This is a genomic window from Erysipelatoclostridium sp. MSK.23.31, assembly GCF_019125875.1.
In the GTDB taxonomy this organism is placed as follows: domain Bacteria; phylum Bacillota_I; class Bacilli_A; order Erysipelotrichales; family Coprobacillaceae; genus Thomasclavelia; species Thomasclavelia ramosa.
Genome location: NZ_JAHOCB010000020.1, coordinates 19,239 through 34,715, shown reverse-complemented (window position 1 = coordinate 34,715; position 15,477 = coordinate 19,239). Strand labels below are relative to the sequence as shown.

Sequence of the window (15,477 nt, the reverse complement as noted above, 5' to 3'; positions counted from 1 at the left end):
ATTATTTATCTCCTTCTTGAATTTTACATAAATCTTGATAGATATGATTACGATTTGCTAATTCTTCAGGTGTTCCTATATCATCAATTTTACCATCAGTTAAAATAACAATTTTATCTGCATGGGCAAGTGATGATAATCGCTGTGAAATAATAATTTTAGTTGTCTTAGGCAAATAGTATGCTAATCCATCTGTTAGTTTTCGTTCAGTTGCTGTATCTAATGCACTGGTAGAATCGTCAAGAATTAAAATTTTTGGTTTCTTTAATAATGCACGTGCAATACATAACCTTTGTTTTTGCCCACCAGAAACATTAACTCCACCTTGCCCTAAATCTGTATTGATTCCCTTAGGCAATGCATCGATAAATTCACTGGCACAAGCAATGTCTAAAACTTCATTAAGTTCGTGATCACTAGCATCTGCTTTACCCCATAAAATATTTTCCTTAATCGTTCCAGAAAATAGAGTGTTTTTTTGTAATACCATAGCAATTTCATCTCGAAGATGTTCGATTCCATATGATTTTATATCATGACCATCGATTAATAAATCCCCTGCTGTAATATCATATAATCTAGGAATCAATTGTACTAATGAAGTTTTGGCACTACCTGTTCCCCCGATAATACCAACAGTTTCACCAGGCTCAATTTCCAAATTTATATTATTTAATACATATTCTTTTGCTTTTAAGTCATATTTAAAAGCAACATTTTTAAATATGATTTTTCCCCTCGTAATCTTTATGTCACTTTTTTCATCTTTAATATCTATTTCTTCATCAAAAACTTCTTGAATCCGATATGCCGAAGCTAGAGAACGAGTTAACATCAAGAAAACATTTGAAATCATCATTAAGGAATTTAAGATTTGCATAATATAGCTTAAAAATCCTGTTAATTCACCTACTTGCATATTTCCAACCTGAATCATCCCACCCCCAAACCATAGAATTGCAATAATCGTCGAATACATCACAAATTGAAAACACGGCATATTCATAACTGCATAATGGAATGATTTACGTGAAACTTGTTGATAATTCAAATTAACTTCATTAAATTTAGCTTGTTCGTAATCTTTTCTAACATATGACTTTACAACTCTGATCGCAATTAGATTTTCCTGAACTATCGAATTGACAGAGTCTAAAGCTCTTTGCATTTTCCCATATAAAGGACGAACTTTTGACATAATTATAATTAAGCATGTTGCTAGAACAGGAATAGCTATTAAAAAACAACAGCTAATTTAGCATTAATTAGTATTGCCATAGTTAGTGCAGTTAACATCATAAAAGGTGCTCTAACTAACGGACGAATCCCATTACAAATAGCGTTTTGTAAAATAGTAACATCACTTGTAAGTCGAGTAACTAACGATGAAGTACTAAAATGATCTGTATTTTTAAACGAAAATTCTTGAATCTTTTGATATTGTGCTTTTCGCAATTCATAGCCAAACCCCTGTCCTGCTTTGGCAGCAGTCTTTGCATACAATAAGCCTAAACCAAGCGACAAAAGCGCACATATAATCATTAATCCCCCTTTGATCAGAATATAATTTCTATCTTTATTTGCTACACCGATATCAATAATATCAGCCATTATCAAAGGAATAATCAACTCAAAAAGAGTTTCTAAAATAACAAACACTGCACTTAAATAAAGATATTTTTTATAGTTTTTAAAATAGCCAAAAAATTGTTTGAACATCTTATTCCTCCTTTAACAAGGCGTCATAAAGGCGCTCTAAGTAATTAATAAATTGTTTTCTTTCTTCCTTGCTAAAATCTCTCAAGGTAATATCTTCACGCTCATCTAGATATGCTTGCCATTTAAGAAAAGTGATTTTTCCTAATTCGGTAAGTTGAATATATACATTTCTCTTATTTTCCTCACTATAATTCCGTTTAATAAAACCATTACTTTCTAATTTGTTTAGCATAATTGAAACTGTAGCAGGCTCAATATCACAACCTTTAGTAATATCTTTTTGTAAACATTCTCTTTTCTGTTCATACAAATATCGTAAAACCTTTGGCTGTCCTGGTGCTAAATTCAGTTCTTTTAAAAAAGGAATATTCTTTTTCCTTTGTGTATGCGCTGTTTTAAATAATAAATAATATAATGAATTAGCCATCTTTCCTCCTATTATTAGTATCCTAACTATTAGTATACTAATCTTATTAATAAAGTCTGTCAAGGTATTTACTAAAATTAAAAACCGGCTTCTATTTAGAGCCGGTCATTTTATATATTTTACTTAGTGTATTATATGCTGTTTTAATCGTACCATCGTATTCCTCAGCAAAAACAATAGTCATTTCCTCTTTTAAAATAATAGCTAAACAATATTTTAATTTACGATTCAATCGTCTATCTAATAACGCCATTCGTCCAAATAATAAAACATTTACAGGATCCAGCTGTTTTTTTAATTCCTCGATTTCACCATATTTCACTTCAATAATATCGTTATAAGAAAACTTTCTACTTTTGAAGATACCATCAACTGAAAAGCTATTTTCTTTAAGATTTAAGGTATAAATAGCACGCTTTTGATATTCAGCAATACCACCAATATAATTAAGATTATATTTAAATGTTTTTTTCATTTTCAAACTCCTAATCCTGATTAAAATTCTTAAGTCCTTCTAATAAATAATTATGACTCTTAGGTTGTTTACGTCGGAATTCTTCTAATTTTTCTTGATCAAGTTGTGCTACTTCTAATCGAAGTTCGCGAGAAGATATTCTTTTCCCACCTTGCCCTAATACGATTAATTGTTCTAACGCATCAGATGTGGCCACTGTAATATTGTATTTACTTGCCAACTCATGAGTTGCCCGCTCAATATACATATCAGCTGTTTGTGCTTCTTTAGTATATGCGATATAAATATTATGATATTTAGTAGTTGAACCAATATTATCTTTAACCTTATATGCATCAAATACTAAAATCAAAATACATTTTTTGTAACCTTGATAGTTGCACATAATATCAATTAATCGCATTCTAGCTGCGTCTAAATTATCTTTTGCTAACTCTTTCAATTCTGGCCAGGCATGAATAACATTATAGCCATCAACTAATAAACATTCTGGAATGTATTTATAACTTGACTCATTAAATATTTTTTTAGTTACTTGATGTTCGCCAGATCTTTGTTTAACTGGTCCATAAGTGCGTGTGAAAATATTTTCTAACTCGTCATCAATATTATCAAATTTAGATTTATCCTGAATATTATTAGCGGTCTTCTTTATTTTTTTAAAAACAAATGGTATGTGCATATGTTGGGCAACTTGATCCCACCTTACATTATAACCAGCACCATGACTGCAAAATACTGATCCTGTTGGATTTTCTACATCTGCCTCACTATCATAGTTGAATGATTTAATTACTTCAGCCTGATTTTGACATGGGCGATAATCACTTAACTGACAAATTAGGCGCCCTTTTCCTTTAGTATATCTAACAACTTCACTTTGATAATTTTGCATTTTACTGACTGGTGCACTTCCGGTAATAACAGCAATGTCAGTTTGATTTTCCGGTAATTTAAAGTTCCCTGCCATTGCCTCAATATCATAAATCGCTCGACTCAGATATTCAATCGGTAATTCAAGTGAAAAATCAAAATACGGCTCTAGTAAAACCGATTTTGCTGTTTTCAAGCCTTGACGTATCGCCCGATATGTTGCCTCTCTAAAATCACCGCCTTCAGTATGCTTTAAATGTGCTTTTCCAGCCACTAAAGTTATTTTCATATCTGTGATTGGCGAGCCCGTAAGTACTCCCAAATGCTCTTTTTCTTGTAAATGCGACAAAATTAATCGTTGATAGTTATTCGCTAGAAGATATTCTTGACAATTTGTATCGAATTTTAATCCCGACCCTGGTTTCCCGGGTTCTAAAAGTAAATGTACTTCAGCATAATGACGTAATGGTTCAAAATGTCCTACCCCTTCAACAGCTTCTTCAATCGTCTCTTTATAAATAATTCTTCCATAATCAAAATCAACTTCAACTTTAAACCGCTCTTGGATTATATTTTTAAGCACCTCAATTTGAATTTCACCCATTAATTGAACATGAATTTCTTTGGTTCTAACGTTATAATTGATATGTAGCTGAGGATCTTCTTGTGCTAATAAATTTAACTTTTTTAACACTTGATGTTGATCACAATCAGGAGGCAATTTAATTTGATAATCCATGTATGGTGACAACAATGGCTGAGTCGTATTATCTTCTATACCTAATCCCTGACCAGCAACTATACTTTTAAGCCCTTTAATCGCACAAATATCCCCAGCCATCACTTCATCAGTTAAATGATACTTATTCCCAGAATAAATACGAATTTGATCAACTTTTTCATCATTTAAAAGTTGCGTTTTCACTTTTAAACTACCGCCAGTAATTTTTAAATGTGTCAATTTGTTTCCTTGTTCGTCATGACTTATTTTAAAAACTCGCGCTCCAAAAGATTCAGAATAATCCTTATTCTTTATATAATTAGTAAATTCATTAAAAAAATTATCAATCCGTTCCATTTTTAACGCAGAGCCAAAAAAACACGGAAATAATTGGCATCTAGCAATTTCATTAATTAACATCTCTTTGTTTAAGGTATTATATTCTAGATAATAATTCAATAAATCTTCGCTATTTAAAGCAACACTTTCATAAAATTCATCATTCAAATTACTAAAATCAAAACAATGTTCATCTAGTCGTTCTTTTAAATTCTGCATTAATTCAGATTGCTCATAACGACTAACATCCATTTTATTAATAAAAATAAAGGTTGGTATTTTATAGTATCTCAATAAATTCCAAATAGTTTCACTATGACCTTGGACACCGTCTATCCCACTGATTACCAAAATAGCATAATCGAGCACTTGTAGCGTACGTTCCATTTCTGTCGAAAAATCAATGTGACCTGGCGTATCAATTAAAGTAATTTGGCTATCATGCCAATTTATTATTGCCTGCTTAGAAAAAATTGTAATCCCTCGATTTCTCTCTTGAAAATCATAATCTAAAAAAGTATCCCGATGATCAACTCGACCTAATTTTCGTGTTGTTCCTGTTAAATATAATATACTCTCAGTTAATGTTGTTTTTCCTGCATCAACATGTGCAAGAATTCCTAATACTATCTTTTTCATTTATATCATCCTACTTATTTTCTAATAATATAATTATAAAGAATATTGCTATAATTACAATTGATATTACCAATTTATCTAATTCAGCTTAAAAATATGCTTAATTCAACTCAAATTATTTTGAATTGTTGTAAAAGCATGAATCAATGACTCATGCTTTTATAATAGTTTAAACAAATTAATGATTTTTGTGCGACCCCAATATAATTAGCAATAACTTCACATTTAACCATCAATAAAAAATAAATATTTTTCTCTTGTTCACTCAAACTTTCAAAGTTTGCCTGCCCTTTAGCAATAACTATATCGGCACTTCGGTATATCCTTTTAAATTCATTACTCGTACGTTCTAATACCGTACCCAAAGAATTATCACCATTACTGATAATTGTAGCGTATTCATCCATTCCAACAAAATATGCATCAGCTTCAATTGAATCATTTACTACTGGTTTTCCTCTTACACCAAAATATATATCAATCTCCGGATTGAGTTTTTTAATTCTTCTAATTAATAATTTATCAAGACAAATTTCACCACAATTATCACCTAAATATAAAAGTACCTTTGCACTTTTTATATCAGTTATCATTTCTTCAAGCTGATTAATTGCTAATTTTAATTGATCAATATTTTCAAACCACTTATCAATGTCTTTAATTTGGGTATTATAGATAGGACTAAAATCAATAATATTTCCAATAATTGCATATTTAACAGCCGTTTCAAAAGAGTTGATCTTATTTTCAAATTCAGTACTACGTGATAAGAAAAGTTCGTTATAATATTTCCGAAGTTCAAAATATGGATCCTCATCATTAACTTGCTGCTTGATCATTTCAAATGTAGCACCAATTATCTCTGGATTAGTTTTAGTAAAATTTAGTTTTCCCAAATACTGAAATACTCCTCGATAAAACATATCACGATTTTTTATATTTGTAATATTGGCCACTTTAATAACTTGACTGATCAAGCATGGTAAACAATTTTCATTTATTTTCATTCGACTCACCCTCCTTTAGCATAGCATTCTTATATTTAAATAAATATTATTTCCAAAAAATGGAAATTCTATTTTATCAAATTTTTTTGATATTTCATAAAAATCAAATCAACAAGACATTGCAAAGTATAGTTATATAAATCATGTTTTATTGGAACCAAAATAACTTCATTGACATATTCGAGCTCCTGCACTAAATTATTTTTAGTAATTACGTAAACCTTTGCTTTACTACTTTTTAAATAATCATAAGTATGATAAAAACGTGAATAGCCATTTTTCATGACATAGCTACCAGAAAAGCTAAAAATTACAATTAAAGTATTACTATCTGCACTTTTAATAAAATCTAGTTGGTCTTGAAAGTTAGTGTAAGAAATGCAAATTTTTCCCCAGCCAATTAAATTATACTGTAATTCTTTTGCTCCATTATCACTATTTAAAATTCCAAAAATTGCTATTTTTGGATATTTGTAAAAATCATAGACAAGTTTATCCACTCGACTTTCATCAAAATTCTGATAAAAATATGTAATCTCCTCAGTAACCATTTTCTGATATACTCTATAATCAATTATTTCTCTTTGTAAACCTGTATGTCGCTTTTGCTCCCCGTGATATACCAAGGCTTCTTTAAAATCAGAAAAAGATTCAATCCCTAACGATCGTACAAATCGGCTTACTTGCGATATTGAAACATTTGTATTTTTCGCTAACTCACTAATTGATAGACTATTAATATTTTCGTGATTTGCTATTAAATATTTAGCAATATCACAATCAACTACACTATTGTGAGAATTATTTATTACATTTATTAACATTGTTGTCACCAAATTCATCCAATTTCTCCTATTCATAATTCAATACCAGGCTTTACTATTGTTTTTTATAAAAGTAATTTCATTTTGATAATAATTAATCTCATTATTTTTTGAAAAGCTTTATTTCCAGCCAATACCTCATGATTAGTCAAATTACAAAGTTCTTCGATTCAACATATCCCCCAAATAAAGAGATTATCTGGTATAATCATTCCGTAAGCTTTAAAAAATATTTTTATTCTTTCTTTTCTAAACAAAGTATCATTTGTCTTATAATTTCTTATTGTTCCATCCGAATTAGTCTGATAACTAGCATCATTGTGACAATATAATCTGTCCAAACAATTGCATGACAATTAAAAAAGTTGTCACCAGATACATATTCATGCAAAAAAGATAATATCTCACGATTATTTTCATCATCGCCTAAAAATCTTGGAACTCTATTACACTTTTTAAATTCTAAATATTGTGAAAAATCATGGATATAAGGTTTCCAATAGCTGTTACGATAGATTCTATCCCCTTTCTTTTCAATAGTTTGATTTACGTTTCCATTTAACCTTTCTATTTCTTTATTCCATGTAATATAAATACCTATTTATCATTAAAATTATCTTATCATACAATTTAAAAGGCAACAATTAAATGATCCATATCATTTCTATTTACAAGCTGCGATATGGATCAATAAACATAAATTTAGTTTTTATCCGCCATTTTTTAAATACTTAATTAATATGTTATCAATAACTAATGAATTATCCCTATTAGGATTAATAATTATTGCATTTTTCTCTTTAAATCTTTTCATTAACATAAAACAATCATAAATACTCAAAGTAACAAAATAGCGATATTTTGAATTGAATAAAACAGGACTAGAATATACAGGTAAATAATTTTGAGTAGTTTCTCCAGATAAATTATCTAAAATCATTATTAGATCATCATTGGGGATCTTTAGTAATTTTTGTTTTGAAATCTTAATTGTCGAAGGCATATAAATTGGTTTTGATTTTAAATAATCAAGAATATCTTTTAAACGATTGAGTTCAATATCATGATTGTATGCTTTTATTAGCTGGTTTAAATTATCATTAGTTTCTATAGTCATATACTCACCGACTTTCAAATTGATTTTCAAGGATATTATTGTAACATATCTAAGCTTATAAAGAAACGCGTTATTCACCTTTTCTTATACATTATGTTTAATACTAAATGATACGCGACTACCTTGCAATCACAGAGTAATTCACAAATTGTGAATTACTTGTGCATATTCTTAAATATTATAAAAAATGATGATATTTAACCATCATTTATATTTTTCTAAGATTTTATTCATTTCAAGATCATCGGTAATAAATTTACAATCAGGATCACTTTTAATTGATGTCACAAGCATATTTTTCATTTCTTGAACAAAGGTCTGATCAATTTTTTTTGCTGTAATATGGCGATATAAAGGAGAAGTATTGATATTCCATCCTTTATTAATTGCATTGAACATTTCTTTTAATATTTTTAAACACTCTAACCGTTTTTTACGATTTATACATAATTGAAAATGTGCAGTATAACTAGAATATTTCCATAATCCAAAAACTTCATGCATTTCTTTATATATATCGGCGATTATTTCAGCATCATCATACCGCTCTTGTTTAATTGCAATCTCCATTAAAGTTAAAAGCATAGTTGGAATCTCATTAACTGTCACTAAAAGTTTTTCTTCTTGTAATTTAGCGGCTGCTTCTAATTTTGCTTGAGCTATGTAGAGATTGACTAACTTTTGTTTTTTATCTATTAAATGTTGTTCTGGTAATTCATTAATTAGCTTCTCAGCCTGCTCAAGTTTCCCTTGATTAATATACTTGTTGATCAAAACTGCTTGAGCTTGATTTTTAATCATTGGATTGTCACTAGTTAAACACTGTTCCAATAAACTGTCAATTTTTTGCTGATATTTTATAGCTTCATCCATCTCGTTTAATGAAAGCAATCCTTCTAAAACAACTGCTACATTAACAATTAGATTATCACAAGTTGGATATTCATTTATTTTATCTATTGCAATTCTATATGCCTGCTGAAAATCTTTGATTGCAGCTAAATCGTTTAAAAACAACACAACTTCATAATCTGACAAATCATCTTTAAATGACAATAGAGTATTTAAGTCTGTTTTTAGGATTCTTGCTAGAGCTGGTAAAATAGTAATATCTGGATAACTAATCCCCCGCTCCCATTTATTGACTGCTGGCGTAGTAAGATTTAAAAACTTGGCTAATTGCTCTTGTGTATACCCTAAAGCTAATCGCTTTTCTTTAATTATTTCATTAATTTTCATTAATTTTCACCTCATTATAGTAATATAATAACATATGCATTCTAAGATACAATTGACCGTTAGTTACTATTGCTGGGAAAAAATAAACGAATTGTTAATTAAACTGTTACTTTCTCGCTACTTTGAATTACTTTTAATTCTTTACGTTTATAAATCCATCCACCAATAAAGACAATATTCGCAAAAAGCCACGCTAATGGATTTGCAAAACAAATTGCATTAAAACCAAATGATGAAACAAAAAAGAAAGCAACAATACAGCGAGCTATCATTTCTGCAACACCGCCAAACATTGCTAAAAAACTATAACCTAATCCCTGTAGTAAATTACGCAATATAAATAAAATACATAAGATATAATATCCCATCGAATTAATTAACAAATATTGTTTAATTTCTGCCATAATAACAACTTCTTTAGCATCGATAAATAACAATGATAGATAATCAGAAGTAAAGTAAACAAATATAAATACAATAGCACAATAAGCAGCGCCAATAATACAACTTACTCGTAATCCGGAGAAAATCCGTCCTATTTTATTTGCACCTAAATTCTGACCGCCATACGTTGCCATTGTTAACCCTAAAGTTTCTAATGGCTGAGTCAACATAACAGAAATTTTAATCGCAGCAGTAACTGCAGCTACAACATCTGAACCTAAAGTATTAACAGCAGATTGAATCACAACACTGCCAATTGCAGTAATCGAAAACTGCATTGCCATTGGTAAGCCCATTTGTAATAATCGAATACTGTGTTTTTTACTGAATTTTTTATCATCATGTTCGAAAGTTAAAACGTCGGTTTTCTTTTTCATATAAATATAGCAGGCTGCTCCAGATAGAAATTGGGCAATTACTGTTGCATAGGCAGCTCCTACTGCTCCCATATCAAATTGAGTAATAAAAATCAAATCTAGAACAATATTAATTATTGATGATAAAATCAAAAAATATAACGGTGTCCTTGAATCTCCGATTGCTCTTAAAATACTTGATAAAATATTATATAGCATTGTGGCAAATAATCCAATAAAGATAACCACGATATAATCATATGCCTGCTGATAAATATCACTTGGTGTTTGCATCAACTCTAAAACTGATGGTAAAGCAATAACAGTAGCAATTGTCATAATTGCTGTAATCAACATACATAAATAAAATGAATTAACTATGTATTTTTTCATGTCTTGTATTTTTTTACCACCAAAACTTTGGGCAATTGGAATTCCAAAACCACTACATATACCAATTCCAAAACCAATAATCATAAAGTTTAGTGATCCGGTCGACCCCACAGCTGCTAAAGCTGTTTTCCCAACATATTTCCCAACAATAATTGTATCAACCATACTATAAAACTGTTGAAAAATATTACCTATTACTAAAGGTATCCCAAAAGCAATAATCAGCTTAAGAGGACTACCTGTCGTCATATCCTTTTTCATCATTTTCCCTCCTTAAACATGTTTATTTATTATACATTATTTTCTAACAATGTTAAGAAAATTTATAAATATGAAAAACTATTTATATCAAGTAATCACTTTATTAAAAAATATAGTTTAATACATTTATTGACTGAAATTGACAGTATCTTTAATTTATTATATATTCATTTGCAGAAGGTAATATTTATGTTAATATTTACTGCTTTATTAGATAGGAAAAAAAGAAAATGAGTTTATTAACAATTAAAGATTTATCTCATGATTTTAGAGATAAAATATGATATAAAAATGAACATATAGTCATCTTAGGAGCCAATGGTGCTGGTAATAGCATATTAATGAAATTGCTTACCGGTGCTTATTTACCAGAGTATGGTCAAATTATTTGGCATTCTAATATTAAAGTCGCCCACCTTAATCAATATGCTACTCTTAATCAAGAATAAATAATCAAAGAATATCTTAGTCCTGTCTACAATGAAGAATATTTTTTAGAACAAAAAATGCTAACACTGTATCAAAAAAAGAAGTTTTAATAATAATGAAGAACTTTTGACTTTAGCTGGTAGATATCAAGAAAAATTGATTAACAGTGGTTATTATACTATCGATACTTCAATAAATATGGTAACTGCAGGTCTTGGGATTAATCTAATTGGACTTGATAAAAAAATTAATAAAATCAGTGGTGGACAATGTGCTAAAGTGATTCTAGCTAAATTGTTATTAGAAAAACTAGATGTTTTATTATTGGATGAACTTACTAATTTTTTAGACACTAAACATATTAATTAGCGAGTTGACTTTTTAAATAATTTTATGGGCACCTATATTGTTATCTCGCACGATTTTGATTTTCTAGATAAAATTACTGATTGTATTTTAAATATTGATTATTATACAATAAAAAATATCGTGGAAAATATTCATCTTTTTAAAACAAAAAAACGTCTTCGCACTGATTATCTAAGACGTTATCAAAAACAACAAAAACATATAAAAAACGGAACAATTTATCCGCAAAAATATAGCTGGGAATAATTCAGAAATAACTCAAGGAAGACGTAAACAATTAGCTCACTTTGAACGTCTAACATCACCTATTACAATTATAATACTAGATTTTAAATTTAAAAATCTACCACTTTTAACGAAACAAATTCTTAAAGCAGCTAATTTAACGATTGGATATCATAAGCCTTTACTTTCAAAGATCAGCTTTTCACTGTCCGCTCAAGAAAAATTGCCATTACTGGATTTAACAGTGTTGGAAAATCAACACTTAAAAAACGTTACTAGGTGAAATTATTCTGATATCAGGAACCTTTATTTTTAATGATCAAATAAAAATTGCTTATTATAATCAAGATTTAATTTGGACTAATGATTATCAAACACCGTTAAAAATAGTTCACGATAGTCATCCTAAATTAGGCATTAAGACAATTCGAACCAATCTTGCACATTTCAATATTACGACCGATCTTATTGATAAACCAATTATCCAATTAAATGGTGGTGAGCAGACAAAAGTAAAATTATGTATGTTGCTATTATTACTAGCCATTTATTGATTTTAGATGAACCAACTAATCATCTAGATCAAGAAATAAAAAAAGCATTGGCAAAAGCAATTAAAAATTATTCTAGTAGTGCTATTTTAGTTTGCCATGAGCCTGATTTTTATCAAGAATTAGTTGATCACATAATTAAAATAGAAAACTGTAATTTCTAATAAAAACCTACATAGTAGTTAATGATCTGATGCCTCTTTAATATTCAGCGTTTCATTTATTTACACAGTCTACTTTAGAAGTACCATACCATAACATCTACTAGTAGGTTTTAGATTTATTAAATTTGAAAATTTTACTATAATAATTTTTTTCTTAATTCATCACCAGATTCAGGATGTAAGTAAGCAGGCGCTATATCAAAAACAGTTTTACATCCATGTTGACCCTCTTGATACATCCGATGCGCTGCTCGAGCATATGCAACTAATACACTTGACGTGAATTCCGGATTTGAATCTAAGGTTAATTTATACTCAATTACATGTTTGTTTTCTTGTTCGAATCCAGTTGTACCACTTCTTAATACAACCCCTCCATGAGGAATTCCTTGGTGATCACGTAATAATTCAGCTTCACTTATAAAATGAACAGTAGTATCATAGTCTGCAAAATAATTAGGCATTGTCTTAATTTCTTCTTCTATTCTTTGTAAATCAGCCCCTTCTTCAGCAACAACAAAGCATTCACGAGTATGTTTTTGACGTGTTACTAAAGTTGGATTCTCCCCATTACGAACACTTTGAAGAGCAGCTTCTACTGGAATAGTATACTGTCTTGCATCCTTAACTTCGTCAATTCTTCTGATTGCATCAGAATGTCCCTGACTAACCCCTTTTCCCCAAAAAGTATAATCATGACCCTGCGGTAAAATAGCTTGTCCATAAAGACGGTTTAATGAAAATAACCCTGGATCCCAGCCAACAGAAATAATACTTATATGTTTATTCTTTTTACTTGCCTCATCAACATTAGCAAAATGTTCAGGGATTTTAGCATGTGTATCAAAACTATCAACTACATTAAAATATTCTGCTAATTCTACTGTTTGTTTTGGTAAATCATTGGCACTACCACCACATAAAACAAGAACATCAATTTGATCTTTCATATCATAAACTTTATCCATACTATAAACAGGTACATCACTATGTGTTTTTACTGATTTAGGATTTCTTCTTGTAAAAACCCCAGTTAGTTCCATATCTTGACTATGTAATACTGCACATTCTACCCCACGTCCTAAATTTCCGTATCCTACAATTCCTATTTTTATCATGTTTCCACTCCTTATATTTTTTAATATTTTATCATTCTTTTATCAAAAAAACACGAATATGAAATTTTTCTTACATCAATATATTTTTTTCTCATATTTAAACTTCTACTATTAAATATATTTATTTTGGCAACTAATAACTATTAGCTAAAAAGGGGAGGAAATGATTTCAACAAAAGAAAAAATATTATTAGAAGCACTAACTTTATTTTCAAAAAATAGCTACGATGCAATAACTGTTAACCAAATTGCTCAAATCGTTGGAATCAAGGCTCCATCACTGTATAAACATTATCAAAGTAAACAATATATTTTTATATGATAACATTAAAAATATGAATGGTATCAAAAATTTGTCGAAAGTCTAGAAATGAATGGAATTGCTCTAGAACAAGAGATGTATCGATTCATTAATATTGATGAGAATATGTTTCCTTATTTTCTCCACGACGAATTTCAAAGTAAGTTTGAAAAATAATGACAGTTGAACAGTTTAAAAATAAAGATTTTGCCAACTAATATATCAAAGAATATTTTGACGATTCATTACCCTATCAACAATTCATTTTTCTGTTTTAACCAAGCATAATATTTCAAAAGACGAAAATTCATATATTATTACTTTACACTTTTATACTCCTATTTACATTCTTATCTCTTTATGTAACAGTATCCCAGAACGTGAAGATGAGGTAGTTAATATTTTGGGACTTCGCATTAAACAGTTTAATCGTTTATATGCTAATAATGGTAAAATTTAATGAATCGCATTAGCATTTTTACAAGTTGCTTTTTATTTGCAATTTATTATCATATTGAAAATCGAAATCTTCCTTTTGTTCTACCAGCATGATTATTTTTCCGATCACGATATGTTTTCTATGTTTAATTTAACTTTATGCAAAGGATACCAGTTTTTAAAAAAATATATTTCTAACCATCAGCTTAATCCAATACTTTTTAAAAGGACTGTTCAAATATATAATCACAGAACCGTCTTTACTTTGAGTTTCTAGATTTCTTTATCAAATTTCTCTGTCTTCTTTGCAAATTTTAGCTGGTATCCTTTTAACTCTTTATTTATCAAACCACAACGTTACATGGAATGACGTATCTATAATTAAGATTCTATTTTCAGTACAGCCTTTTAGTTTTTATCCCTACTCCATTTACAATTTAGCTTTTTGTTTAGTGTCTATATTGGAATAAGAATATAGACATTATCATCATCCTGAGCATTTTTATAAAATCAGTAATAAACACTCAACTTGTGAAAACTACAACTTAGATACTTGTCATAAGCATGAAACAAAATTATTTCATAAAGCACTCAAAGATAAATATCAAAATAAATAAAAAGATAACTACAAAATCTAATATATTTAAAGTTATCCTCTTATTTATATGATTTTAAAATTAATTTAATCGTACTCTGTTTTACTTAAAATTATTAAAGAGCTTATTTTATATTAATAATTTCCATAAGTATTTTGGAAATATCATCATAATCATTGATCCAAATGACATTTATCCCCAAACTATTAAAATAATGCTACCTTATAATTATAATAGTTTTTTATGTACTTATCGTTATTAGCTGCAATATCATCACAATTCTCTTCAATGATATCTATATTCTCTTCTAACTTTGAAGTCGGAATATATACTTGATTATTTCTTATTACCAAAACAACCGCTTTATCATCAATGTTTTCTCCATTATATATATCACTGATTTTCCAAATTTCTCCCCTATTATTCATATATTAGTTTAGTTATCTTTCAAT

At 28.9% G+C, this 15,477-nt stretch carries 15 protein-coding genes and 1 pseudogene; 4 read left to right on the top strand and 12 right to left on the bottom strand.

Features of this window, described 5'->3' with window-relative positions:
- Window position 1: 1 nt before the first annotated feature.
- The 10 genes and pseudogenes from KSU54_RS19450 to KSU54_RS10090 form a co-directional block, all read right to left on the bottom strand.
- Complete coding sequence (locus KSU54_RS19450; protein WP_226814542.1) at window positions 2–835, bottom strand: ABC transporter ATP-binding protein; 834 nt, start codon at window positions 833–835, stop codon at window positions 2–4.
- An 84-nt stretch (window positions 836–919) separates the two neighbouring features.
- Window positions 920–1,611, bottom strand: a pseudogene (locus tag KSU54_RS19445) (ABC transporter permease); the annotation flags it as partial.
- A 109-nt stretch (window positions 1,612–1,720) separates the two neighbouring features.
- Complete coding sequence (locus KSU54_RS10125; RefSeq protein ID WP_008791701.1) at window positions 1,721–2,146, bottom strand: MarR family winged helix-turn-helix transcriptional regulator; 426 nt, start codon at window positions 2,144–2,146, stop codon at window positions 1,721–1,723.
- A gap of 91 nt (window positions 2,147–2,237) precedes the next feature.
- Entirely contained in the window at window positions 2,238–2,621 is a 384-nt protein-coding gene (locus KSU54_RS10120; RefSeq protein WP_003537699.1) for a hypothetical protein, read from the bottom strand.
- A gap of 10 nt (window positions 2,622–2,631) precedes the next feature.
- Window positions 2,632–5,193 carry a translation factor GTPase family protein gene (locus tag KSU54_RS10115; protein ID WP_117792437.1) on the bottom strand — a complete coding sequence of 854 codons (2,562 nt, stop codon included), beginning with the start codon at window positions 5,191–5,193 and terminating at the stop codon, window positions 2,632–2,634.
- Window positions 5,194–5,336: 143 nt separating this feature from the next.
- A complete protein-coding gene (locus tag KSU54_RS10110; RefSeq protein ID WP_003537694.1) occupies window positions 5,337–6,200 on the bottom strand; it encodes a damage-control phosphatase ARMT1 family protein in 864 nt (287 codons plus the stop codon).
- Window positions 6,201–6,268: 68 nt separating this feature from the next.
- Complete coding sequence (locus KSU54_RS10105; protein WP_009301055.1) at window positions 6,269–7,042, bottom strand: MurR/RpiR family transcriptional regulator; 774 nt, start codon at window positions 7,040–7,042, stop codon at window positions 6,269–6,271.
- Between the two features lie 691 nt (window positions 7,043–7,733).
- Window positions 7,734–8,141: an SseB family protein gene (locus KSU54_RS10100; RefSeq protein ID WP_008791697.1), complete on the bottom strand. Its 408-nt coding sequence runs from the start codon at window positions 8,139–8,141 to the stop codon at window positions 7,734–7,736.
- 204 nt (window positions 8,142–8,345) lie between these two features.
- Entirely contained in the window at window positions 8,346–9,380 is a 1,035-nt protein-coding gene (locus KSU54_RS10095; RefSeq protein WP_009010106.1) for a helix-turn-helix domain-containing protein, read from the bottom strand.
- A gap of 98 nt (window positions 9,381–9,478) precedes the next feature.
- Window positions 9,479–10,834 (bottom strand): MATE family efflux transporter, encoded by a 1,356-nt coding sequence (locus tag KSU54_RS10090; protein WP_117792435.1) that lies wholly within the window; start codon window positions 10,832–10,834, stop codon window positions 9,479–9,481.
- Window positions 10,835–11,133: 299 nt separating this feature from the next.
- On the opposite strand from KSU54_RS10090, the gene KSU54_RS19440 reads away from it, so the two are divergent.
- From KSU54_RS19440 to KSU54_RS10075, 3 genes are all read left to right on the top strand, one after another.
- A complete protein-coding gene (locus tag KSU54_RS19440) occupies window positions 11,134–11,283 on the top strand; it encodes an ATP-binding cassette domain-containing protein (RefSeq protein ID WP_081446373.1) in 150 nt (49 codons plus the stop codon).
- Between the two features lie 106 nt (window positions 11,284–11,389).
- Complete coding sequence (locus KSU54_RS10080) at window positions 11,390–11,632, top strand: ATP-binding cassette domain-containing protein (protein ID WP_003537689.1); 243 nt, start codon at window positions 11,390–11,392, stop codon at window positions 11,630–11,632.
- 745 nt (window positions 11,633–12,377) lie between these two features.
- A complete protein-coding gene (locus KSU54_RS10075) occupies window positions 12,378–12,572 on the top strand; it encodes a hypothetical protein (RefSeq protein ID WP_003537685.1) in 195 nt (64 codons plus the stop codon).
- Between the two features lie 137 nt (window positions 12,573–12,709).
- Here the strand turns inward: KSU54_RS10075 and KSU54_RS10070 are convergent, their stop codons facing one another.
- A complete protein-coding gene (locus tag KSU54_RS10070) occupies window positions 12,710–13,690 on the bottom strand; it encodes a diaminopimelate dehydrogenase (protein WP_003537683.1) in 981 nt (326 codons plus the stop codon).
- Between the two features lie 163 nt (window positions 13,691–13,853).
- On the opposite strand from KSU54_RS10070, the gene KSU54_RS18860 reads away from it, so the two are divergent.
- Complete coding sequence (locus KSU54_RS18860) at window positions 13,854–14,012, top strand: TetR/AcrR family transcriptional regulator (RefSeq protein ID WP_193600569.1); 159 nt, start codon at window positions 13,854–13,856, stop codon at window positions 14,010–14,012.
- Between the two features lie 1,219 nt (window positions 14,013–15,231).
- On the opposite strand, the gene KSU54_RS10060 is transcribed toward KSU54_RS18860, so the two are convergent.
- Window positions 15,232–15,453, bottom strand: coding sequence for a hypothetical protein (locus KSU54_RS10060; RefSeq protein WP_003537680.1), 222 nt, complete (start codon window positions 15,451–15,453; stop codon window positions 15,232–15,234).
- Between the last annotated feature and the right edge of the window lie 24 nt (window positions 15,454–15,477).

What these genes read in the sequence shown, in the direction of transcription:
- KSU54_RS19450 (WP_226814542.1), bottom strand. Translation starts at nt 835, where the DNA reads ATGTTAACTCGTTCTCTAGCTTCGGCATATCGGATTCAAGAAGTTTTT.
- KSU54_RS10115 (WP_117792437.1), bottom strand. Translation starts at nt 5,193, where the DNA reads ATGAAAAAGATAGTATTAGGAATTCTTGCACATGTTGATGCAGGAAAA.
- KSU54_RS10070 (WP_003537683.1), bottom strand. Translation starts at nt 13,690, where the DNA reads ATGATAAAAATAGGAATTGTAGGATACGGAAATTTAGGACGTGGGGTA.
- KSU54_RS10090 (WP_117792435.1), bottom strand. Translation starts at nt 10,834, where the DNA reads ATGAAAAAGGATATGACGACAGGTAGTCCTCTTAAGCTGATTATTGCT.
- KSU54_RS10120 (WP_003537699.1), bottom strand. Translation starts at nt 2,621, where the DNA reads ATGAAAAAAACATTTAAATATAATCTTAATTATATTGGTGGTATTGCT.
- KSU54_RS10095 (WP_009010106.1), bottom strand. Translation starts at nt 9,380, where the DNA reads ATGAAAATTAATGAAATAATTAAAGAAAAGCGATTAGCTTTAGGGTAT.
- KSU54_RS10110 (WP_003537694.1), bottom strand. Translation starts at nt 6,200, where the DNA reads ATGAAAATAAATGAAAATTGTTTACCATGCTTGATCAGTCAAGTTATT.
- KSU54_RS10125 (WP_008791701.1), bottom strand. Translation starts at nt 2,146, where the DNA reads ATGGCTAATTCATTATATTATTTATTATTTAAAACAGCGCATACACAA.
- KSU54_RS10105 (WP_009301055.1), bottom strand. Translation starts at nt 7,042, where the DNA reads ATGAATTTGGTGACAACAATGTTAATAAATGTAATAAATAATTCTCAC.
- KSU54_RS10075 (WP_003537685.1), top strand. Translation starts at nt 12,378, where the DNA reads ATGTATGTTGCTATTATTACTAGCCATTTATTGATTTTAGATGAACCA.
- KSU54_RS10060 (WP_003537680.1), bottom strand. Translation starts at nt 15,453, where the DNA reads ATGAATAATAGGGGAGAAATTTGGAAAATCAGTGATATATATAATGGA.
- KSU54_RS10100 (WP_008791697.1), bottom strand. Translation starts at nt 8,141, where the DNA reads ATGACTATAGAAACTAATGATAATTTAAACCAGCTAATAAAAGCATAC.
- KSU54_RS18860 (WP_193600569.1), top strand. Translation starts at nt 13,854, where the DNA reads ATGATTTCAACAAAAGAAAAAATATTATTAGAAGCACTAACTTTATTT.